This is a genomic window from Streptomyces sp. NPDC002911 (assembly GCF_053591835.1).
In genome coordinates, this window is sequence record NZ_JBSFUO010000024.1 from 60,026 (window position 1) to 81,538 (window position 21,513).

Consider the following 21,513-nt stretch of genomic DNA (forward strand, 5'->3'; position numbering starts at 1 on the left):
GCCATCTCTCCTGATCGTGGGAGGATCGGGGGTGGCGGGCCAGGGCCGCGCACCCGGTCGCGCCGTTGCAGTTACAGGCGCGAGCATGAGGAGCACCGTTGAGCAGGTTGCGCTGGCTGACCGCCGGAGAGTCGCACGGCCCCGCACTGGTGGCGACGCTGGAGGGTCTTCCCGCCGGTATCCCCGTCACCACGGAGATGGTGGCGGACGCGCTCGCCAGGCGACGGCTCGGATACGGGCGCGGCGCCCGGATGAAGTTCGAGAGGGACGAGGTCACCTTCCTCGGCGGCGTCCGGCACGGCCTGACCATGGGCTCGCCCGTCGCCGTCATGGTGGGCAACACCGAGTGGCCCAAGTGGGAGCAGGTCATGTCGGCCGACCCGGTCGATCCCGAGGTGCTGGCCGCGCAGGCCCGTAACGCCCCGCTGACACGCCCCCGGCCCGGCCACGCCGACCTGGCCGGTATGCAGAAGTACGGCTTCGACGAGGCCCGGCCCGTCCTGGAGCGCGCCAGCGCCCGGGAGACCGCGGCACGTGTCGCCCTCGGCGCCGTCGCCCGCTCCTACCTCAAGGAGACCGCGGGCATCGAGATCGTCTCCCACGTCGTCGAGCTGGCCGCGGCCAAGGCGCCCTACGGCGTCCACCCCAAGCCCTCCGACGTCGAGCGGCTCGACGCCGACCCCGTGCGCTGCCTGGACGCCGACGCGTCGAAGGCGATGGTCGCGGAGATCGACCAGGCCCACAAGGACGGTGACACCCTGGGCGGAGTCGTCGAGGTGCTGGCGTACGGCGTCCCCGTCGGGCTCGGTTCGCACGTGCACTGGGACCGCAGGCTCGACGCCCGGCTGGCCGCCGCGCTGATGGGCATCCAGGCCATCAAGGGTGTCGAGGTCGGCGACGGCTTCGACCTCGCCAGGGTGCCTGGCTCCCAGGCGCACGACGAGATCGTGGCCACCGAGGACGGGATCAGGCGCGCCTCCGGCCGCTCCGGCGGCACCGAGGGCGGGCTGACCACGGGTGAGCTGCTGCGGGTCCGCGCCGCGATGAAGCCCATCGCCACCGTGCCCCGTGCGCTCGCCACGGTGGATGTCGTCACCGGTGAGGCGGCCAAGGCACACCACCAGCGCTCGGACGTGTGCGCCGTTCCCGCCGCCGGGATCGTCGCCGAGGCGATGGTCGCGCTGGTCCTGGCCGACGCGGTGGCGGAGAAGTTCGGCGGCGACAGCGTCGCCGAGACCCACCGCAACGTGCAGTCGTACCTCTCCCACCTCCAGATCCGGTGAGCGGCCCGCTGATCGTCCTGGTCGGCCCGATGGGGGTGGGCAAGTCCACCGTGGGTGAACTGCTCGCCGACCGCCTGGGCAGCGCTTACCGTGACACCGACGCGGACGTCGTGGCCACGGCGGGCAAGGCGATTCCCGAGATCTTCTTCGACGAAGGCGAGGAACGCTTCCGCGCTCTGGAGCGGCAGGCGGTGCGGGACGCGATCGACCGGCACACAGGCGTCCTCGCCCTCGGCGGCGGCGCGGTGCTCGACGCGGAGACCCGCGCCCTGCTCGCCGGCCGTCCGGTCGTCTATCTCTCCATGGACGTCGACGAGGCCGTCCGGAGGGTCGGGCTGAACACGGCCCGCCCCCTCCTCGCGGTCAACCCCCGACGGCAGTGGCGCGAGCTCATGGATGCCCGGCGCCCTCTCTACGAAGAGGTGGCCGTCGCCACCGTCGCCACCGACGCACGTACCCCCGACGAGGTCGCTCAGGCGATCCTCGAGGCACTGGAACTGCCGGAGCGTACGGGCGAGTCCGTACCGTCCGGCCAGGAGAACACACGTATGACCGAGCAGGGCACCACGCGCATCCAGATCGCCGGCACGGCAGGCACCGACCCGTACGAGGTGCTCGTCGGCCGGCAGCTCCTGGGCGAGCTGCCGAACCTCATCGGTGACCGTGCCAAGCGGGTCGCCGTCCTGCACCCGGAAGCGCTCGCCGAGACCGGGGAGGCGGTCCGTGAGGACCTCGCCTCCCAGGGCTACGAGGCCATCGCGATCCAGCTGCCGAACGCGGAAGAGGCGAAGACCGTCGAGGTCGCCGCCTACTGCTGGAAGGCGCTCGGCCAGACCGGCTTCACCCGCACCGACGTGATCGTCGGCATCGGCGGCGGCGCCACCACCGACGTCGCGGGCTTCGTCGCCGCGTCCTGGCTGCGCGGGGTGCGCTGGATCGCCGTACCGACGACCGTGCTCGCCATGGTCGACGCGGCGGTCGGCGGCAAGACGGGCATCAACACCGCCGAGGGCAAGAACCTCGTGGGCGCCTTCCACCCGCCGGCCGGGGTGCTCTGCGACCTCGCCGCCCTGGACTCACTGCCGGTCAACGACTACGTCTCCGGCATGGCCGAGATCATCAAGGCCGGCTTCATCGCCGACCCGGTCATCCTCGACCTCGTCGAGGCGGACCCCCAGGGCGCCCGTACGCCCGCCGGACCGCACACCGCCGAGCTGATCGAGCGCTCCATCCGGGTCAAGGCCGAGGTGGTCTCCAGCGACCTCAAGGAGTCCGGGCCGAGGGAGATCCTCAACTACGGCCACACGCTGGCCCACGCCATCGAGAAGAACGAGCGCTACAAGTGGCGCCACGGCGCCGCCGTCTCGGTCGGCATGGTCTTCGCCGCAGAGCTGGGCCGGCTCGCCGGGCGCCTCGACGACGCCACCGCCGACCGGCACCGCGCCGTCCTGGAGTCCGTCGGGCTGCCGCTCACCTACCGCGGTGACCAGTGGCCCAAGCTCCTGGAGAACATGAAGGTCGACAAGAAGTCCCGTGGCGACCTGCTGCGCTTCATCGTCCTGGACGGCATCGGCAAGCCCACCGTGCTGGAGGGCCCCGACCCGGCCATCCTGCTCGCCGCCTACGGGGAGGTCTCCGCATGACGACCCGCAGGGTCTTCGTGCTCAACGGGCCGAACCTCGGACGGCTCGGCTCCCGCGAGCCCGACGTCTACGGTGCGACGTCCTACGCCGGTCTCGTCGACGCCTGCCAGGCCGTCGGCAAGGAACTCGGCTTCGAGGTCGACGTCCGCGAGACCAACGACGAGGGCGAGCTGATCCGCTGGCTCCACGAGGCGGCGGACGGTTCGATTCCGGTCGTTCTCAACCCGGGTGCCTTCACGCACTATTCGTACGGAATGCGCGACGCCGCAGCCCAGCGGACGGCCCCGCTGATCGAGGTGCACATCTCGAATCCGTACGCACGGGAAGAATTCCGCCACACCTCGGTGGTCGCCCCGGTGGCCACCGGTACCGTGGCAGGGTTCGGGATCGGCTCCTACCGGCTCGCCCTGCGCGCCCTGGCCGACGAACTGACGGACTGACACCGGGGCACCTCGTACCTTCCACGCCCGTTCACAGGGTGGCGGCCGGGAGAGGTACGGTTGCCGTCGACCAGCGCCAGTTGCCTGTACGAGACGGAGTGGCCGGATGCAGCACGCAGTGGGGGCCCCGCTGCCGCCGCCCCAGGGTCCCGGAAACGGACCGTGGACGCACCAGGCCCAGCACTCAGGCCACCCCGGCCCCGCCGGGCCGCCGCCTCCCCCCATGGCGCCCGGGCCCCAGCACGCCCCGGTACCGCCCTCCCTCGAGGCCACCGGGCACATCCAGCTGCCGCCCGGCGGGCCCGTCCCGCTGCCCGCGCCGCCCGCGGAGGCGGGCACAGGCGCCGCGACCCTGGCCGTGCTCCTCATCGGGCCGGCCGGGGCCGGCAAGACCACGGTCGCCAAGCTCTGGGCGGCCCGCCGCCGGGTCTCCACCGCACACGTGTCCCTGGACGACGTCCGCGAATGGGTCTGCTCCGGCTTCGCCGACCCGCAGGCCGGGTGGAACGACCACTCCGAGGTGCAGTACCGTCTGGCCCGGCGCACCTGCGGCTTCGCCGCCCGCAATTTCCTGGCCAACGGCATCTCCTGCATCGTCGACGACGCCGTCTTCCCCGACAGGCCCGTCGTCGGCCTCGGCGGCTGGAAGCGCCACGTGGGTCCCGGGCTGCTGCCCGTGGTCCTCCTGCCCGGCCTGGAGGTCGTCCTCGAGCGCAACGCGGCCCGCAGCGGGAACCGCAGGCTCTCCGACGAGGAAGTCGCCCGGATCCACGGCCGCATGGCCGGCTGGTACGGCTCCGGTCTGCCGATCATCGACAACTCCACCTACGACGTCGAGACGACCGCACGGGTTCTCGACGACGTCCTGGCCCGCTCCATAGCCAGCCCACCGGCCTGGTGACGACCGCGCGGGCCCACGGTCGGGTGCGCTGACCGGGCGGGGCCCCACCGGCGCTCGTAGGCTCGGAACATGTCAGAGGTGTACGCCGTCCGACGCGGACTGCTGCGTGACCGGTACGCCGCCACCGGATCCGCGGCCGCTCTGGTCTCCAGCCCCGCCAACGTCCGCTATCTCGCGGGCGGAGCACCGCCCGGCGCCGTGCTGCTGCTCGGCCCCGGCGAGGACGTCCTGCTCTGCCCCCGCGCACCGGCCGGGGATCCCGCCCGCGGGCGCCCCGACGAGCAACTGCGGCTGAGGGTCCTTCCCGAGGCCGGCGGCGACCCGGTGGTCGAGGCGGCCGGCCTCGCCGGCGGCCTGGACGCCGATTACCTCGCGGTCGAGGAACACTATCTGACCGTCTCCCGCCACCGTGCCATGAGTTCCGCGGCCCCCGGCCTGCGCCTGAGCGATCTCGGCAGCACGGTGGAGCAGCTGCGCCTGGTGAAGGACGAGGAGGAGATCGCCTGTCTGCGGATCGCTGCGGAGATCACCGACCAGGCGCTCGGCGAACTCCTCGAATCCATCCTGGTGGGGCGCACGGAACGCCATCTGGCCCTGGAGCTCGAGCGCCGGCTGGTGGACCACGGTGCCGACGGCCCGGCCTTCGCCACCTCCGTGGGGACAGGCCCCCACTCGGGGCTGGGCCGCCACCGGCCCACCGACCGCAGGGTCGAGGAAGGCGATTTCCTTTCCGTCTGCCTGGGCGCCAACTACGGTGGATACCGCTGTGAGATCGGCCGGACGTTCGTCATCGGGACCAGCCCCGCGGACTGGCAGATCGAGCTCTACGACCTTGTTTTCGCCGCTCAGCGGGCCGGACGCGAGGCTCTCGTCCCCGGCGCGGCCTACCGTGACGTGGACCACGCGGCCCGCCATCTCCTGGACTCGGCGGGTCACTCGGACGGTCTCCAGCCCAGCACCGGGCACGGGGTCGGACTCGAAATCGACGAGGACCCGCAGTTGGCACCGACAGCCATGGGTAAACTGGACGCTTGCGTGCCGGTCACCGTCGAACCGGGGGTCCACCTCCCGGGCCGGGGCGGTGTCCGGATCGATGACACGCTCGTCGTGCGCCCCGAGGCGGACGGCGGACCCGAGCTACTCACCATTACGACCAAGGAGCTGCTCGCGCTCTAGAGAACTCCTCGCGGAGACTCCGGCGCGCATCCTTGGCCGTCCACCAGCTTCAGTCCAGGAGATTCCGCAACCGTGGCTTCCACGAACGACCTCAAGAACGGCCTGGTGCTCAAGCTCGACGGAGGCCAGCTCTGGTCCGTCGTCGAGTTCCAGCACGTCAAGCCCGGCAAGGGCCCCGCCTTCGTGCGCACCAAGCTCAAGAACGTGCTCTCCGGCAAGGTCGTCGACAAGACGTTCAACGCCGGCGTGAAGGTCGAGACGGCCACCATTGACCGCCGCGACATGCAGTTCTCGTACATGGACGGCGAGTACTTCGTCTTCATGGACATGGACACGTACGACCAGCTCATGGTCGACCGCAAGGCCGTCGGTGACGCCGCCAACTTCCTGATCGAGGGCTTCACCGCCTCCGTCGCGCAGCACGAGGGCGAGGTGCTCTACGTCGAGCTGCCCGCCGCGGTCGAGCTGACCATCCAGCACACCGACCCGGGCGTCCAGGGCGACCGCTCCACCGGCGGCTCCAAGCCCGCCACCCTGGAGACCGGTTACGAGATCGGTGTCCCGCTCTTCATCACGACCGGCGAGAAGATCAAGGTCGACACCCGTACGGGCGACTACCTCGGCCGGGTGAACAGCTAACCGTGGCTGCCCGGAACAAGGCCCGCAAGCGCGCCTTCCAGATCCTTTTCGAGGCCGACCAGCGCGGTGAGTCCGTGCAGACGGTCCTCGCGGACTGGGTACGGCTCTCGCGGACCGACGACCGTCAGCCGCCGGTCGGTGAGTTCACGATGGAGCTGGTCGAGGGGTACGCGCAGTACGCGGACCGGATCGACGACCTCATCGTCACCTACGCCGTGGACTGGGAGATCGACCGTATGCCGGTCGTCGACCGGAGCATTCTGCGGCTCGGCGCGTACGAGCTGATCTGGATGGACTCCACCCCGGACGCCGTGGTGATCGACGAGGCGGTCCAGCTCGCCAAGGAGTTCTCCACGGACGACTCCCCGGCCTTCGTGAACGGCCTGCTGGCCCGGTTCAAGGACCTCAAGCCGAATCTCCGCCGGGAGCAGTAACCTCCCCGGCGGCTTCGAGCCGGACGAAGAGCCCACGGTCGCATGTGACCGTGGGCTCTTCGGCGTGACCGTGCGGTGGCCGCGGGCGGCGCCGGGGTAAAGGAAACGCCGGGCCGGCGGGTCCTCAGGACCCCGCCGGCCCGGCGGCAGTGTGTGGTGGGGCGGGTCAGCCCTCGTCGTGGGCCACCGCGCGACGCGCGTCGGCGTCCAGCACACCCCAGCTGATCAGCTGTTCCGTGAGCACGGAAGGCGACTGGTCGTAGATCACGGCCAGCGTGCGCAGGTCGTCCTGGCGGATGGAGAGGACCTTGCCGTTGTAGTCGCCGCGCTGGCTCTGGATCGTCGCGGCGTAACGCTGGAGAGGACCGGCCTTCTCCTGCGGCACGTGGGCGAGGCGCTCCAGGTCGAGGACCAGCTTCGGCGGCGGCTCGGCGGCACCGCCGGGGGTCGTGCCGGGCAGGAGCTCCTGCACCGGAACGCCGTAGAAGTCGGCCAGCTCGGCAAGGCGCTGCACGGTCACGGCGCGGTCGCCGCGCTCGTAGGAACCGACCACGACGGCCTTCCAGCGGCCCTGCGACTTCTCCTCCACGCCGTGGAGGGAGAGGCCCTGCTGGGTGCGGATGGCGCGGAGCTTGGCCCCGAGCTGCTTTGCGTATTCGCTGGACATAAGGCTCCCCGGACGCTGGAACATTCTGCGGCTGGGCCGCGTGGCTGGTAACTCACTGTGAGGTTACGCAGCGTTACTTGGCTGCGTCAAGCCGAAAGGTCCGGAACTGTCTCCTCCCGGGGGTGGGGCCAGGGCCTCACCCAAGCCCTGGTAACGTGGGTGAGGCAATTTTCGACGTCCTTTAACGTCCGTCCAGTGAGGCGGAGAAGGAGGTCCGTTTCTTATGGACGCACAGCATGACCACACCGGCAATGCGGCACGCCCCGTTCTCGAGGCTCCCGACATCGCCCGGGTACTGACCCGCATCGCCCACGAGATCGTCGAACGAGCCAAGGGCGCCGACGACGTGGTGCTGCTCGGCATCCCGACGCGAGGGGTTTTCCTCGCCGATCGGCTCGCCGGAAAGCTCGAAGAGATCACCGGCCGGAAGACGCCGGTCGGGTCGCTCGACATCACCATGTACCGCGACGATCTGCGGATGCGCCCGGCGCGCGCCCTGGGACGCACCGAGATCCCCGGTGAGGGCATCGAAAACCGTCTCGTCGTGCTGGTCGACGACGTGCTCTTCTCCGGCCGCACGATCCGCGCCGCACTTGACGCGCTCGGCGACATCGGCCGGCCGCGCGCCGTGCAGCTCGCGGTCCTCGTCGACCGCGGACACCGGGAACTCCCGATCCGTGCCGACTACGTCGGCAAGAACCTCCCCACGTCGCTGCGGGAGACGGTCAAGGTCCAGCTCTCCGAGGAGGACGGACGCGACGCCGTACTGCTCGGCGTCAAGCAGACCGTCCCGGCAGGCGAGCAGTAGTCGAGTCCCGTTCCGTGCGCCCACCGGCCGCACGGCTGCTTCCGCACGCCCGCTGCCTGATCCCTCCACCCTTCACGGAGACTCCCAGATGCTGCGCCCTCCCGGGGACACCCCCCGGACTCCCCGCCACCTCATCTCGGCCGCGGACCTCACCCGCGACGACGCCGTCCTGATCCTCGACACCGCCGAGGAGATGGCCAGGGTCGCGGACCGGCCGATCAAGAAGCTCCCCACTCTGCGTGGACGAACGGTCGTCAACCTTTTCTTCGAGGACTCGACCCGGACCCGGATCTCGTTCGAGGCCGCCGCCAAGCGCCTCTCGGCCGACGTCATCAACTTCTCCGCGAAGGGCTCGTCCGTCTCCAAGGGCGAATCGCTCAAGGACACCGCCCTGACCCTGGAGGCCATGGGCGCCGACGCCGTCGTCATCCGGCACGGCGCCTCCGGTGCCCCGTACCGCCTCGCGACCTCGGGCTGGATCGACAGCGCGGTCGTCAACGCCGGTGACGGCACCCACGAGCACCCCACCCAGGCTCTGCTGGACGCGTTCACGATGCGCCGCAGGCTGGTCGGGCCCGACGCGGGCATCGGCCGCGACCTCGAAGGCCGCCGGATCACGATCGTCGGCGACATCCTGCACAGCCGCGTGGCCCGCTCCAACGTCCACCTGTTGCACACGCTCGGTGCGCACGTCACGCTGGTGGCCCCGCCCACCCTCGTCCCGGTCGGCGTCGAGCAGTGGCCCTGCGACGTCAGCTACCGCCTCGACGACGTGCTGCCGGGGTCGGACGCCGTCATGATGCTCCGTGTGCAGCGCGAGCGCATGAACGCCGCCTACTTCCCGACCGAGCGGGAGTACTCCCGCCGCTACGGCCTGGACGGCGAACGCATGGCGAGGATGCCGGAGCACGCCATCGTGATGCACCCCGGCCCGATGGTCCGCGGCATGGAGATCACGGCCGAGGTCGCGGACTCCGACCGCTGCACCGCCGTCGAACAGGTCGCCAACGGCGTCTCCACCCGCATGGCCGTCCTGTACCTGCTGCTCGGCGGTTCCGAGACCGCTCTGCCCTCCGCCTCCGCCCGTACCGAGGAGAACAAGTAACCATGAGCAAGATCCTGATCCGCGGTGCGAAGGTTCTCGGCGGCGAGCCGCAGGACGTCCTCATCGACGGCGAGACCGTCGTCGGGACCGGCACCGGCATCGAGGCCGGCGACGCCACAGTGATCGAGGCTGCGGGCCAGATCCTGCTGCCCGGCCTCGTCGACCTGCACACCCACCTGCGCGAGCCCGGCCGCGAGGACTCCGAGACCGTCCTCACCGGCACCAAGGCCGCGGCGGTCGGCGGATTCACCGCCGTCCACGCCATGGCCAACACCTTCCCCGTCGCCGACACCGCCGGTGTCGTCGAGCAGGTCTGGCGGCTCGGCAAGGAGTCCGGCTACTGCGACGTGCAGCCCGTCGGCGCCGTCACCGTAGGCCTGGAGGGCAAGCAGCTCGCCGAGCTCGGCGCGATGCACGACTCCGCCGCCGGAGTGAAGGTCTTCTCGGACGACGGCAAGTGCGTCGACGACGCCGTGATCATGCGCCGCGCCCTGGAGTACGTGAAGGCGTTCGACGGTGTCGTCGCCCAGCACGCCCAGGAGCCCCGCCTCACCGAGGGCGCCCAGATGAACGAGGGCGTCGTCTCGGCCGAGCTCGGACTCGGCGGCTGGCCCGCCGTCGCCGAGGAGTCGATCATCGCCCGCGATGTCCTCCTCGCCGCCCACGTCGGCTCCCGGGTGCACATCTGTCACCTCTCGACCGCCGGCTCCGTGGAGATCGTCCGCTGGGCCAAGTCCAAGGGCTGGAACGTCACCGCCGAGGTCACCCCGCACCACCTGCTGCTCACCGATGAGCTCGTACGGACCTACAACCCGGTCTACAAGGTGAACCCGCCGCTGCGCACCGAGGCCGACGTCATGGCCCTGCGCGAAGCCCTCGCCGACGGCACCATCGACTGCGTGGCCACCGACCACGCGCCGCACCCGCACGAGGACAAGGACTGTGAGTGGGCCGCCGCCGCCATGGGCATGGTGGGTCTGGAGACCGCGCTCTCCGTGGTCCAGCAGACCATGGTGGACACCGGCCTCCTCGACTGGGCGGGCGTCGCCGACCGCATGTCGTTCCGCCCCGCGGCCATCGGCAGGCTCGAAGGACACGGCCGGCCCGTCTCGGCGGGTGAGCCCGCCAACCTCACTCTGGTCGATCCGGCATACCGTGGAGCCGTGGACCCCGCGGGCTTCGCCTCCCGCAGCCGCAACACTCCGTACGAGGGTCGCGAGCTGCCCGGCCGAGTGACCCACACCTTCCTGCGGGGCCGTGCCACGGTCGTCGACGGGAAGCTCGCGTGACAACACTCCGCCCTGATTTTCAGCTGTACCGACTGGCCGCCGAGCAGAAGTCGGCCGAAGTGACGGACTGGTCCGCCCGCATCAGCTGGGTCCTCGGACTGATCGTCTTCATCGCCTTCGTCTACTGGCTGATGCGCCAGGGATGGAAGTGGCGAGGGAGCCTGCAGTCCGGACTGCCCGAGCTCGCGATCACCCCCGAAGGGTTCGCGGACGGCGAGACGCTGCTCACACTGACCGGCCGCTACCACGCCTCGACGACCGCCGGGCAGTGGCTCGACCGGATCGTCGCGCACGGTCTCGGCACCCGCAGCCGGGTCGAGCTGACCCTCACGGAGCAGGGCCTCGAGGTCGTACGCCCCGGGGCGGCCGACTTCTTCGTACCGGCCGCCGCACTGCGCGAGGCCAGGCTCGACAAGGCGCTCGCCGGCAAGGTCCTGCCCGAGGGCGGCCTCCTGGTCATCACCTGGGCGCACGGCGACCGGCTGATCGACTCGGGCTTCCGCTCCGACCACGCGGCCGAGCACCAGGCCTGGGTCGACACCGTCAACCACCTCACCAGCACTACGGAAGGCACCGCACGATGACGATCTCCACCCGGGGAGCCGGAAAAGCTCCCGCCGTACTCGTCCTGGAGGACGGCCGCTCCTTCCGCGGCCGCGCCTACGGGGCCGTGGGGGAGACCTTCGGCGAGGCCGTGTTCTCGACCGGCATGACCGGTTACCAGGAAACGCTGACCGATCCCTCGTACCACCGCCAGGTCGTCGTCATGACAGCCCCGCACGTCGGCAACACCGGCGTGAACGACGAGGACCACGAGTCGAAGCGGATCTGGGTCTCCGGCTACGTCGTGCGCGACCCCGCCCGGGTGCCCTCCAACTGGCGCTCCCGCCGGTCGCTGGACGAGGAGCTGGCGAGCCAGGGAGTCGTCGGCATCAGCGGCATCGACACCCGTGCGCTCACCCGCCACCTGCGTGAGCGCGGCGCGATGCGCGTCGGCATCTTCTCGGGGAACGCCATCCAGGACGAGGGTGTGCTGCTCGCCAAGGTGCGCCAGGCCCCCGAGATGGCCGGTGCCGACCTCGCGGCCGAGGTCGCCACCAAGGAGGCGTACGTCGTCCCCGCCGTCGGCACCAGGAAGTTCACCGTCGCGGCGATCGACCTCGGCATCAAGGGCATGACCCCGCACCGCATGGCCGAGCGCGGCATCGAGGTGCACGTCCTGCCCGCCACCGCCACGCTGGACGAGGTGTACGCGGTGCGGCCCGACGGAGTCTTCTTCTCCAACGGCCCCGGCGACCCGTCCACCGCCGACCACCCCGTCGCCCTCATGAAGGGTGTCCTGGAGCAGAAGACACCCCTCTTCGGTATCTGCTTCGGCAACCAGATCCTCGGCCGATCGCTCGGCTTCGGTACCTACAAGCTGAAGTACGGCCACCGGGGCATCAACCAGCCCGTGCAGGACCGCACGACCGGCAAGGTCGAGGTCACCGCGCACAACCACGGCTTCGCCGTCGACGCACCCCTCGACAAGGTCTCCGACACGGAGTTCGGCCGCGCCGAGGTCTCCCACGTATGCCTGAACGACCAGGTCGTCGAAGGGCTCCAGCTGCTCGACCAGCCGGCCTTCAGCGTCCAGTACCACCCCGAAGCAGCCGCGGGCCCGCATGACGCCGCGTACCTCTTCGACCGGTTCGTCGAGCTCATGCGAGACAACAATCAGTCCAGCGTCACCCTGAGGGAGGGCCAGCGTGCCTAAGCGCTCCGATATCCAGTCCGTCCTGGTCATCGGCTCCGGTCCGATCGTCATCGGGCAGGCCGCCGAGTTCGACTACTCCGGCACCCAGGCCTGTCGCGTGCTCAAGGCCGAGGGCCTGCGCGTCATCCTGGTGAACTCCAACCCGGCGACGATCATGACCGACCCGGAGATCGCCGACGCCACGTACGTCGAGCCGATCACCCCCGAGTTCGTCGAGAAGATCATCGCCAAGGAGCGCCCCGACGCGCTGCTCCCGACCCTGGGCGGCCAGACCGCTCTCAACACCGCGATCTCCATGCACGACAACGGTGTGCTGGAGAAGTACGGCGTCGAGCTCATCGGCGCCAACGTCGAGGCCATCAACAAGGGCGAGGACCGAGACCTCTTCAAGGGCGTCGTCGAGGCCGTCAAGGCGAAGATCGGGTACGGCGAGTCCGCCCGCTCCGTCATCTGCCACACCATGGACGACGTCATCTCGGGCGTCGACACGCTCGGCGGTTACCCCGTAGTCGTCCGCCCCTCCTTCACGATGGGCGGCGCCGGCTCCGGCTTCGCCCACGACGAGGAGGAGCTCCGCCGCATCGCCGGACAGGGTCTCACCCTCTCGCCGACCACCGAGGTGCTCCTTGAGGAGTCCATCCTCGGCTGGAAGGAGTACGAGCTGGAGCTGATGCGCGACAAGAACGACAACGTCGTGGTCGTCTGCTCCATCGAGAACTTCGACCCGATGGGGGTCCACACCGGCGACTCCATCACGGTCGCCCCGGCGATGACGCTCACCGACCGTGAGTACCAGCGGCTGCGTGACATCGGCATCGCGATCATCCGAGAGGTCGGCGTCGACACCGGCGGCTGCAACATCCAGTTCGCGATCGACCCTGCCGACGGCCGGGTCATCGTGATCGAGATGAACCCGCGCGTCTCCCGCTCCTCGGCGCTCGCCTCGAAGGCCACCGGCTTCCCGATCGCGAAGATCGCCGCCAAGCTGGCCGTCGGCTACACGCTCGACGAGATCCCCAACGACATCACCGAGAAGACGCCGGCCTCCTTCGAGCCGACGCTCGACTACGTCGTCGTCAAGGCCCCGCGCTTCGCCTTCGAGAAGTTCCCGTCCGCCGACTCCACCCTCACCACCACCATGAAGTCGGTGGGCGAGGCCATGGCGATCGGCCGCAACTTCACCGAGGCCCTGCAGAAGGCCCTGCGCTCCCTGGAGAAGAAGGGCTCGCAGTTCGCCTTCACCGGCGAGCCCGGCGACAAGGCCGAGCTGCTCGCCGAGGCGGTCCGCCCCACGGACGGCCGCATCAACACCGTGATGCAGGCGATCCGCGCCGGCGCCACCCAGGAGGAGGTCTTCGACGCCACGAAGATCGACCCCTGGTTCGTCGACCAGCTCTTCCTGATCAAGGAGATCGCCGACGAGCTGGCCGCCACCGAGCGCCTCGACGTCGACCTGCTCGCCGAGGCCAAGCGGCACGGCTTCTCCGACGCCCAGATCGGCGAGATCCGCGACCTGCGTGAGGACGTCGTGCGCGAGGTCCGGCACGCGCTCGGCATTCGCCCGGTCTACAAGACGGTCGACACCTGCGCCGCGGAGTTCGCCGCGAAGACGCCGTACTTCTACTCCAGTTACGACGAGGAGAGCGAGGTCGCGCCCCGCACCAAGCCCGCGGTGATCATCCTCGGCTCCGGCCCGAACCGCATCGGTCAGGGCATCGAGTTCGACTATTCGTGCGTCCACGCCTCCTTCGCCCTGAGCGACGCGGGTTACGAGACCGTGATGGTCAACTGCAACCCGGAGACCGTCTCCACGGACTACGACACCTCCGACCGGCTGTACTTCGAGCCGCTCACCCTCGAGGACGTCCTGGAGATCGTGCACGCCGAGTCGCTGGCCGGCCCGATCGCCGGTGTCATCGTGCAGCTCGGCGGCCAGACGCCGCTCGGCCTCGCGCAGGCACTCAAGGACAACGGCGTGCCCGTCGTGGGGACCTCCCCCGAGGCGATCCACGCCGCCGAGGACCGGGGCGCCTTCGGCCGCGTGCTCGCCGAGGCCGGTCTGCCGGCCCCCAAGCACGGCACCGCCACCACCTTCGCCGAGGCCAAGGCCATCGCCGACGAGATCGGCTACCCCGTCCTCGTACGCCCCTCGTACGTGCTCGGCGGCCGCGGCATGGAGATCGTCTACGACGAGACCCGTCTGTCCTCGTACATCTCCGAGTCCACCGAGATCAGCCCCACCCGCCCCGTCCTGGTGGACCGCTTCCTCGACGACGCGATCGAGATCGACGTCGACGCGCTCTACGACGGCACCGAGCTCTACCTCGGCGGTGTCATGGAGCACATCGAGGAGGCCGGCATCCACTCCGGCGACTCCGCCTGCGCACTGCCCCCGATCACCCTCGGCGGCTTCGACATCAAGCGGCTGCGCGCCTCCACCGAGGGCATCGCCAAGGGCGTCGGCGTACGCGGACTGATCAACATCCAGTTCGCGCTCTCCGGCGACATCCTCTACGTCCTCGAAGCCAACCCGCGCGCCTCGCGGACCGTCCCCTTCACCTCGAAGGCGACCGCGGTCCCGCTCGCGAAGGCCGCCGCCCGCATCTCGCTGGGCGCGACCGTCGCGGAGCTGCGCGCCGAGGGCCTGCTGCCGAAGCACGGCGACGGCGGCACCCTGCCGCTGGACGCGCCGATCTCCGTCAAGGAGGCCGTCATGCCGTGGTCGCGCTTCCGCGACATCCACGGTCGCGGCGTCGACACGGTCCTGGGCCCCGAGATGCGCTCCACCGGTGAAGTCATGGGCATCGACTCGGTGTTCGGCACGGCGTACGCCAAGTCGCAGGCCGGTGCCTACGGCCCGCTGCCGACCAAGGGCCGTGCCTTCATCTCCGTCGCCAACCGCGACAAGCGCTCGATGATCTTCCCGGCGCGCGAGCTCGTCGCGCACGGTTTCGAGCTGATGGCGACATCGGGCACGGCCGAGGTCCTCAGGCGCAACGGCATCAACGCCGCCGTCGTGCGCAAGCAGTCCGAGGGTGAGGGTCCGAACGGCGAGAAGACCATCGTCCAGCTGATCCACGACGGCGAGGTCGACCTCATCGTCAACACCCCGTACGGAACGGGCGGCCGGCTCGACGGCTACGAGATCCGCACCGCGGCCGTCGCCCGGTCCGTGCCGTGCCTCACCACGGTCCAGGCGCTCGCCGCCGCCGTCCAGGGCATCGACGCGCTCAACCACGGTGGCGTCGGCGTACGTTCCCTCCAGGAACACGCGGAACATCTGACCGCGGCCCGCGACTAGGCAAGACGGCAAGGGGGACACCGGAAACGGTGTCCCCCTCTTCATGAGGACACCTGTGATGTACAAATTCTTCTTCCAGCTGGTCTTCAAGCGGATGGACCCCGAGCAGGCCCACCACCTGGCCTTCCGCTGGATCCGCCTCGCCGCCCGGACGCCCGTACTGCGCACCTTCGTGGCCGCCGCGCTCGCGCCCCGCTTCGAGGAACTGCGCACCGAGGCGCTCGGCCTGCGGATGCACGGCCCCTTCGGGCTCGCCGCCGGCTTCGACAAGAACGCCGTAGCGATCGACGGCATGTCGATGCTCGGCTTCGACCACATCGAGATCGGCACGGTCACCGGCGAGCCGCAGCCCGGCAACCCGAAGAAGCGGTTGTTCCGCCTCGTCGCCGACCGGGCGCTGATCAACCGCATGGGCTTCAACAACGAGGGCTCCGCGGCCGTGGCCGAGCGCCTCGCCGCCCGCACCCCGGTCTTCCGCACGACCGTCGGCGTCAACATCGGCAAGACCAAGGCCGTCCCCGAGGGCGAAGCCGTGGGCGACTACGTGAAATCCACCGAGCGGCTCGCCGCCCACGCCGACTACCTCGTCGTGAACGTCTCCTCGCCCAACACGCCCGGCCTGCGCAACCTCCAGGCCACCGAGGCGCTCCGCCCGCTGCTCACCGCGGTCCGCGAGGCCGCCGACCGCACCGTCACCGGCCGACGGGTCCCGCTGCTCGTCAAGATCGCCCCGGACCTCGCGGACGAGGACGTCGACGCGGTCGCCGACCTCGCCGTCGAGCTCGGCCTGGACGGCATCATCGCCACCAACACCACGCTCGCCCGCGACAGCCTCGGCCTGAGGTCAGCGGCGTCCTTGGCCGAGGAGACCGGCGGACTCTCCGGCGCCCCCCTCAAGGGGCGCTCCCTGGAGGTCCTGAGCCGCCTGTACGCCCGTGTGGGGACCCGGATCACCCTGGTGGGCGTCGGGGGCATCGAGAACGCCGAGGACGCCTGGCAGCGCATCCTGGCCGGCGCCACGCTCGTCCAGGGCTACAGCGCCTTCATCTACGAGGGCCCGCTCTACGCCCGCGCGATCCACAAGGGCCTGGCCGCCCGCCTGGCCGCATCTCCGTACGCCACCCTCGCCGAAGCCGTCGGCGCCGAGACCCGGAAGAAGGCCATGCAGTGACCCCTGAACCCTTCGGTGCGCGCCTGCGCCACGCCATGGACACCCGCGGGCCGCTCTGCGTCGGCATCGACCCGCACGCCTCCCTGCTCACCTCCTGGGGCCTGAACGACGACATCGCGGGCCTCGAGCGCTTCACGCGTACGGTCGTCGAGGCGCTGGCCGACCGGGTCGCCGTCCTCAAACCGCAGTCCGCGTTCTTCGAGCGCTTCGGATCGCGCGGTACCGCCGTGCTGGAGAAGGCCGTCGAAGAGGCCCGCGCGGCGGGGGCCCTCGTGCTCATGGACGCCAAGCGCGGCGACATCGGCTCCACGATGGGCGCCTACGCGGCGACCTACCTCGACAAGGACTCGCCGCTGTTCTCCGACGCGGTCACCGTCTCGCCGTACCTCGGCTTCGGCTCGCTGCGCCCGGCGCTCGACGCGGCCGCGGTCTCCGGCTCGGGTGTCTTCGTGCTCGCCCTCACCTCCAACCCGGAGGGCGCCGAGGTCCAGCGCGCCACCGCGGCCGACGGGCGTTCGCTGGCCCAGCTGATGCTGGACCACATGGCGGCCGAGAACGCGGGCGCGACGCCCCTCGGGTCCGTCGGCGCCGTGGTCGGCGCCACGCTCGGGGACGTCGGCGCCGATCTGTCGATCAACGGTCCGCTGCTCGCCCCCGGCATCGGCGCCCAGGGCGCCACCCCCGCGGATCTGCCTCGCGTCTTCGGCACCGCGGTAGGCAACGTGGTGCCGAGCGTGAGCCGGGGCGTGCTGCGTCATGGACCGGACGCGTCAGGGCTGCGCGAAGCCGCCGGACGGTTCGCGGACGAGGTCCGTACGGCCGTCTCGGAAAGCTGACCATGCCACGTAACAGCCTGTTGACGGAATCCTGACCAAAATTCTTGGTGGTTATGGCCGGAATGTCCGGGTCGGTGGAGGCTGACCAGGACTTTTCGTCTGTTCTCGCTGACTCAGGCGGCCTTGGCCGCTAGTCTCCGTCGAGGGCCAACGAGCACAGGTTGTTCGTTGCTCACCAGGTGTGGAGCCACCAGGTTCCGCACCGGTCCGTATCCGACAGATCGACATCCGAGGTGACGTAGGCGTGGCTCTTCCGCCCCTTACCCCTGAACAGCGCGCAGCCGCGCTCGAAAAGGCCGCCGCGGCTCGCCGGGAGCGGGCCGAGGTCAAGAATCGACTCAAGCACTCCGGCGCCTCGCTCCATGAGGTCATCAAGCAGGGCCGGGAGAACGACGTCATCGGCAAGATGAAGGTCTCCGCCCTCCTGGAGTCCCTGCCGGGCGTGGGCAAGGTCCGCGCCAAGCAGATCATGGAGAGGCTCGGCATTTCCGAGAGCCGCCGGGTCCGGGGTCTTGGCTCCAACCAGATCGCATCCCTGGAGCGTGAGTTCGGCGGCAGCGCCGCCTGACGTTCTCAGGCACTCCTGAGAACCTGGATAATCGCACCATGGCTGCAACATCCCGGGGGACGTCCCCCGTACCCCCGGACGCACGTCCGCGGCTGACCGTGCTCTCCGGCCCCTCGGGGGTCGGCAAGAGCACGGTCGTCGCTCATATGCGCAAGGTTCACCCCGAGGTATGGCTCTCGGTGTCCGCCACGACCCGTAAGCCCCGCCCCGGCGAGCGCGACGGTGTCCACTACTTCTTCGTGGAAGACGAGGAGTTCGACAAGCTGGTCGCCAACGGCGAGCTGCTGGAGTGGGCCGAATTCGCGGGCAACCGCTACGGCACGCCCCGCCGGGCCGTGCTCGACCGCCTGGAGGCGGGCGAGCCGGTGCTGCTGGAGATCGACCTGCAGGGCGCCCGGCTGGTCCGCCAGACGATGCCCGAGGCGCAGCTCGTCTTCCTCGCACCGCCCAGCTGGGACGAGCTGGTACGCCGGCTCACCGGCCGCGGGACGGAGGCGCCCGACGTCATCGAGCGCCGTCTCACGGCGGCGAAGGTCGAGCTGGCCGCCGAGGCCGAGTTCGACACGACGCTCGTCAACACCTCCGTCGAGGACGTGGCACGCGAGCTGCTAACGTTGATGCTGCAGGCTTCCGGCCTCCGCGGTACCGACGACTGACCTCGCCGCTCCTCACCACACCGCGGACGCAGAGCATCACCACTGCGGAACCAGCATGATCAAAGATCTCTTTGATCTCTATCCCCTTCGGAAGGCAGAGAGTGTCCTCTTCCATCACCACGCCCGAGGGCATCATCAACCCCCCGATTGATGAGCTCCTCGAGGCCACCGACTCGAAGTACAGCCTCGTGATCTACGCCGCCAAGCGCGCGCGCCAGATCAACGCGTACTACTCGCAGCTCGGTGAAGGCCTCCTCGAGTACGTCGGTCCGCTCGTCGACACGCACGTGCACGAGAAGCCGCTCTCGATCGCGCTCCGCGAGATCAACGCGGGTCTGCTGACCTCCGAGGCCATCGAGGGCCCCGCGCAGTAAGCAGGCGGTACGCAGGAAACGCACCTTCACCACAGGCCCGGCGGACGGTATCCGCCGGGCCTGTGGTGTGCCCGCCCCGGAGACCCGGCTGAGCGCGTCCGGGGCGGTGAGGCAGCATGGAGTGCGTACGTCATGAGGCCGCACGTGAGTGCGGCCAGACACGAGTGCGGGGAGACGCAGTGGACAAGCCGAAGGTCGTCCTGGGGGTCAGCGGCGGCATCGCCGCGTACAAGGCGTGCGAACTGCTGCGCAGGCTGACCGAGTCCGGCCACGACGTACGGGTCGTCCCGACCGACGCGTCGCTGAACTTCGTCGGAGCGGCCACCTGGTCCGCCCTCTCCGGGAATCCCGTGTCGACCGAGGTCTGGGAGAGCGTGCACGAGGTGCCCCACGTCCGGATCGGCCAGGGGGCCGATCTCGTCGTGGTCGCCCCCGCCACCGCCGACATGCTGGCCAAGGCCGCCCACGGCCTGGCCGACGACCTCCTCACCAACACCCTGCTCACCGCACGCTGCCCGGTCGTCTTCGCACCCGCGATGCACACCGAGATGTGGGAGCACCCCGCCACCCAGGAGAACGTCGCCACTCTGCGCCGCCGTGGCGCCGTCGTCATCGAGCCCGCCGTCGGCCGGCTCACCGGTGTCGACACGGGCAAGGGCCGGCTGCCCGACCCGGGGGAGATCTTCGAGGTCTGCCGACGCGTCCTGACCCGCGGACCCGGCACCCCCGACCTCGCGGGCCGGCACGTGGTGATCAGCGCGGGCGGCACCCGTGAGCCGCTCGACCCGGTGCGCTACCTGGGCAACCGGTCCTCGGGCAAGCAGGGCTACGCCCTCGCCCGCACCGCCGTCGCGCGTGGCGCCCGGGTGACGCTGATCGAGGCCAACACGGGGCTCCCGGACCCGGCGGGCGCCGACGTCGTGCGTGCCGGGACCGCCGTGCAGCTGCGCGAGGCCGTGCTGAAGGCGGCGGCCGACGCCGATGTGGTGGTGATGGCCGCGGCGGTCGCCGACTTCCGGCCCGCCGCCTACGCGACGGGGAAGATCAAGAAGAAGGACGGCCAGGAGCCCGCCCCCGTCGCGCTCGTCCGTAATCCTGACGTCCTGGCCGAGGTCGCCACGCACCGGGCCCGGCCGGGGCAGCTCGTCGTCGGTTTCGCCGCCGAGACCGACGACGTCCTCGCCAACGGCCGCGAGAAGCTCCGCCGTAAGGGCTGTGATCTCCTCGTCGTGAACGAGGTGGGGGAGCGCAAGACCTTCGGGTCCGAGGAGAACGAGGCGGTCGTGCTCGGCGCCGACGGCGGCGAGACCGCGGTGCCGTACGGGCCGAAGGAGGCCCTCGCCGACACGGTATGGGACCTGGTGGCGGCGCGTTTCGGTTAGATTGCGTAGGTGCCGCCCCGGTGGGAAGAAATCAGCCACAACCGGCCATGTCTCGCGCTCCGGAGGAGGGATTGTCGTAATGCTGTCAACAGTGCCGCAGATCACAGACCTCCCAAGGGGCGAGACGCGTGACCCGATCACCGGAAGCGACCGATAAACTGGTCGACGGAATGTGCCGGGCGCAGCTCCCGGAGTTCCATCAATGATCAGCCAGCAGCCGCTGCAACCCCAGGGAGCGATGTGTCCCGCCGTCTCTTCACCTCGGAGTCCGTCACCGAGGGCCACCCCGACAAGATCGCTGACCAGATCAGCGACACGATTCTCGACGCGCTCCTGCGTGAGGACCCTTCCTCGCGCGTCGCCGTCGAGACCTTGATCACCACTGGTCTGGTGCATGTCGCGGGTGAGGTCACGACCAAGGCCTACGCCGACATCCCCAACCTTGTGCGCAACAAGGTCCTGGAGATCGGCTACGACTCCTCCAAGAAGGGCTTCGACGGAGCCTCCTGCGGCGTCTCGGTGTCCATCGGTGCGCAGTCCCCGGACATCGCCCAGGGTGTCGACACCGCGTACGAGAAGCGTGTCGAAGGCGATGAGGACGAGCTCGACAAGCAGGGCGCGGGCGACCAGGGGCTGATGTTCGGCTACGCCTGTGACGAGACGCCCGAGCTGATGCCTCTGCCGATCCACCTCGCGCACCGGCTCTCGCGCCGGCTGTCCGAGGTCCGCAAGAACGGGACCATCCCGTACCTGCGCCCCGACGGCAAGACCCAGGTCACCATCGAGTACGACGGCGACAAGGCCGTCCGCCTCGACACGGTCGTCGTCTCCTCGCAGCACGCCTCCGACATCGATCTGGACTCGCTGCTCGCGCCCGACATCCGCGAGTTCGTCGTCGAGCACGTCCTGGCCCAGCTCATCGAGGACGGCATCAAGCTGGACACCGCGGGCTACCGTCTGCTGGTGAACCCGACCGGCCGTTTCGAGATCGGCGGTCCGATGGGTGACGCCGGCCTCACCGGCCGCAAGATCATCATCGACACCTACGGCGGCATGGCCCGCCACGGCGGCGGCGCTTTCTCCG

At 70.1% G+C, this 21,513-nt stretch carries 21 protein-coding genes; 20 read left to right on the forward strand and 1 reads right to left on the reverse strand.

All coding sequences use genetic code 11. From position 1 onward, the window contains the following. The first annotated feature begins 98 nt into the window (after positions 1-98). The 7 genes from aroC to nusB all read left to right on the forward strand — a co-directional run bounded on the left by aroC (position 99) and on the right by nusB (position 6,516). Complete coding sequence (aroC, locus tag ACWD04_RS27075; protein ID WP_359475520.1) at positions 99-1,283, forward strand: chorismate synthase; 1,185 nt, start codon at positions 99-101, stop codon at positions 1,281-1,283. Further along, entirely contained in the window at positions 1,280-2,926 is a 1,647-nt protein-coding gene (gene aroB / locus ACWD04_RS27080) for a 3-dehydroquinate synthase (RefSeq protein ID WP_451136159.1), read from the forward strand. Before aroC ends, aroB begins: the two co-directional genes overlap by 4 nt. Then, complete coding sequence (gene aroQ, locus ACWD04_RS27085) at positions 2,923-3,366, forward strand: type II 3-dehydroquinate dehydratase (protein ID WP_451136161.1); 444 nt, start codon at positions 2,923-2,925, stop codon at positions 3,364-3,366. The genes aroB and aroQ overlap by 4 nt, the downstream gene beginning before the upstream one ends. Before the next feature lie 106 nt (positions 3,367-3,472). Then, a complete protein-coding gene (locus ACWD04_RS27090; RefSeq protein ID WP_451136163.1) occupies positions 3,473-4,267 on the forward strand; it encodes a Pro-rich N-terminal domain-containing protein in 795 nt (264 codons plus the stop codon). A 69-nt stretch (positions 4,268-4,336) separates the two neighbouring features. Further along, a complete protein-coding gene (locus ACWD04_RS27095; protein ID WP_451136165.1) occupies positions 4,337-5,443 on the forward strand; it encodes an aminopeptidase P family protein in 1,107 nt (368 codons plus the stop codon). 72 nt (positions 5,444-5,515) lie between these two features. Further along, complete coding sequence (efp, locus tag ACWD04_RS27100) at positions 5,516-6,082, forward strand: elongation factor P (RefSeq protein ID WP_014044814.1); 567 nt, start codon at positions 5,516-5,518, stop codon at positions 6,080-6,082. A 2-nt stretch (positions 6,083-6,084) separates the two neighbouring features. Next, complete coding sequence (gene nusB / locus ACWD04_RS27105) at positions 6,085-6,516, forward strand: transcription antitermination factor NusB (RefSeq protein WP_031097763.1); 432 nt, start codon at positions 6,085-6,087, stop codon at positions 6,514-6,516. 166 nt (positions 6,517-6,682) lie between these two features. Here nusB and bldD read toward each other — a convergent pair whose 3' ends face one another. After that, complete coding sequence (bldD, locus tag ACWD04_RS27110; protein ID WP_023542978.1) at positions 6,683-7,183, reverse strand: transcriptional regulator BldD; 501 nt, start codon at positions 7,181-7,183, stop codon at positions 6,683-6,685. A 223-nt stretch (positions 7,184-7,406) separates the two neighbouring features. Between bldD and pyrR the strand changes: the two genes are divergently transcribed. From pyrR to metK, 13 genes are all read left to right on the forward strand, one after another. Beyond that, the gene (gene pyrR, locus ACWD04_RS27115; protein WP_451136168.1) at positions 7,407-7,991 is read left to right on the forward strand and encodes a bifunctional pyr operon transcriptional regulator/uracil phosphoribosyltransferase PyrR; all 585 of its coding nucleotides are present in this window, start codon (positions 7,407-7,409) and stop codon (positions 7,989-7,991) included. An 88-nt stretch (positions 7,992-8,079) separates the two neighbouring features. Beyond that, a complete protein-coding gene (locus tag ACWD04_RS27120) occupies positions 8,080-9,096 on the forward strand; it encodes an aspartate carbamoyltransferase catalytic subunit (protein ID WP_451136170.1) in 1,017 nt (338 codons plus the stop codon). Positions 9,097-9,098: 2 nt separating this feature from the next. Then, complete coding sequence (locus ACWD04_RS27125) at positions 9,099-10,385, forward strand: dihydroorotase (RefSeq protein WP_451136172.1); 1,287 nt, start codon at positions 9,099-9,101, stop codon at positions 10,383-10,385. Then, positions 10,382-10,969, forward strand: coding sequence for a PH-like domain-containing protein (locus ACWD04_RS27130; protein ID WP_451136174.1), 588 nt, complete (start codon positions 10,382-10,384; stop codon positions 10,967-10,969). Before ACWD04_RS27125 ends, ACWD04_RS27130 begins: the two co-directional genes overlap by 4 nt. Next, positions 10,966-12,141: a glutamine-hydrolyzing carbamoyl-phosphate synthase small subunit gene (carA, locus tag ACWD04_RS27135; protein WP_451136176.1), complete on the forward strand. Its 1,176-nt coding sequence runs from the start codon at positions 10,966-10,968 to the stop codon at positions 12,139-12,141. Before ACWD04_RS27130 ends, carA begins: the two co-directional genes overlap by 4 nt. Then, complete coding sequence (gene carB / locus ACWD04_RS27140; protein ID WP_451136178.1) at positions 12,134-15,442, forward strand: carbamoyl-phosphate synthase large subunit; 3,309 nt, start codon at positions 12,134-12,136, stop codon at positions 15,440-15,442. The genes carA and carB overlap by 8 nt, the downstream gene beginning before the upstream one ends. Before the next feature lie 58 nt (positions 15,443-15,500). Then, positions 15,501-16,613 (forward strand): quinone-dependent dihydroorotate dehydrogenase, encoded by a 1,113-nt coding sequence (locus ACWD04_RS27145; protein WP_451136180.1) that lies wholly within the window; start codon positions 15,501-15,503, stop codon positions 16,611-16,613. Continuing rightward, positions 16,610-17,449: an orotidine-5'-phosphate decarboxylase gene (gene pyrF / locus ACWD04_RS27150; protein WP_451136182.1), complete on the forward strand. Its 840-nt coding sequence runs from the start codon at positions 16,610-16,612 to the stop codon at positions 17,447-17,449. The genes ACWD04_RS27145 and pyrF overlap by 4 nt, the downstream gene beginning before the upstream one ends. Positions 17,450-17,693: 244 nt before the next feature. Continuing rightward, complete coding sequence (locus ACWD04_RS27155; protein WP_266702292.1) at positions 17,694-18,017, forward strand: integration host factor; 324 nt, start codon at positions 17,694-17,696, stop codon at positions 18,015-18,017. A gap of 38 nt (positions 18,018-18,055) precedes the next feature. Further along, positions 18,056-18,673: a guanylate kinase gene (gene gmk / locus ACWD04_RS27160; RefSeq protein WP_451136184.1), complete on the forward strand. Its 618-nt coding sequence runs from the start codon at positions 18,056-18,058 to the stop codon at positions 18,671-18,673. A 101-nt stretch (positions 18,674-18,774) separates the two neighbouring features. Next, positions 18,775-19,047 carry a DNA-directed RNA polymerase subunit omega gene (gene rpoZ, locus ACWD04_RS27165; RefSeq protein ID WP_003970369.1) on the forward strand — a complete coding sequence of 91 codons (273 nt, stop codon included), beginning with the start codon at positions 18,775-18,777 and terminating at the stop codon, positions 19,045-19,047. Positions 19,048-19,226: 179 nt separating this feature from the next. After that, positions 19,227-20,429, forward strand: coding sequence for a bifunctional phosphopantothenoylcysteine decarboxylase/phosphopantothenate--cysteine ligase CoaBC (gene coaBC / locus ACWD04_RS27170; protein ID WP_451136187.1), 1,203 nt, complete (start codon positions 19,227-19,229; stop codon positions 20,427-20,429). Between the two features lie 240 nt (positions 20,430-20,669). Continuing rightward, positions 20,670-21,513, forward strand: an 844-nt coding sequence (metK, locus tag ACWD04_RS27175; protein WP_451136189.1) for a methionine adenosyltransferase, incomplete at its 3' end; no start/stop codon positions are given.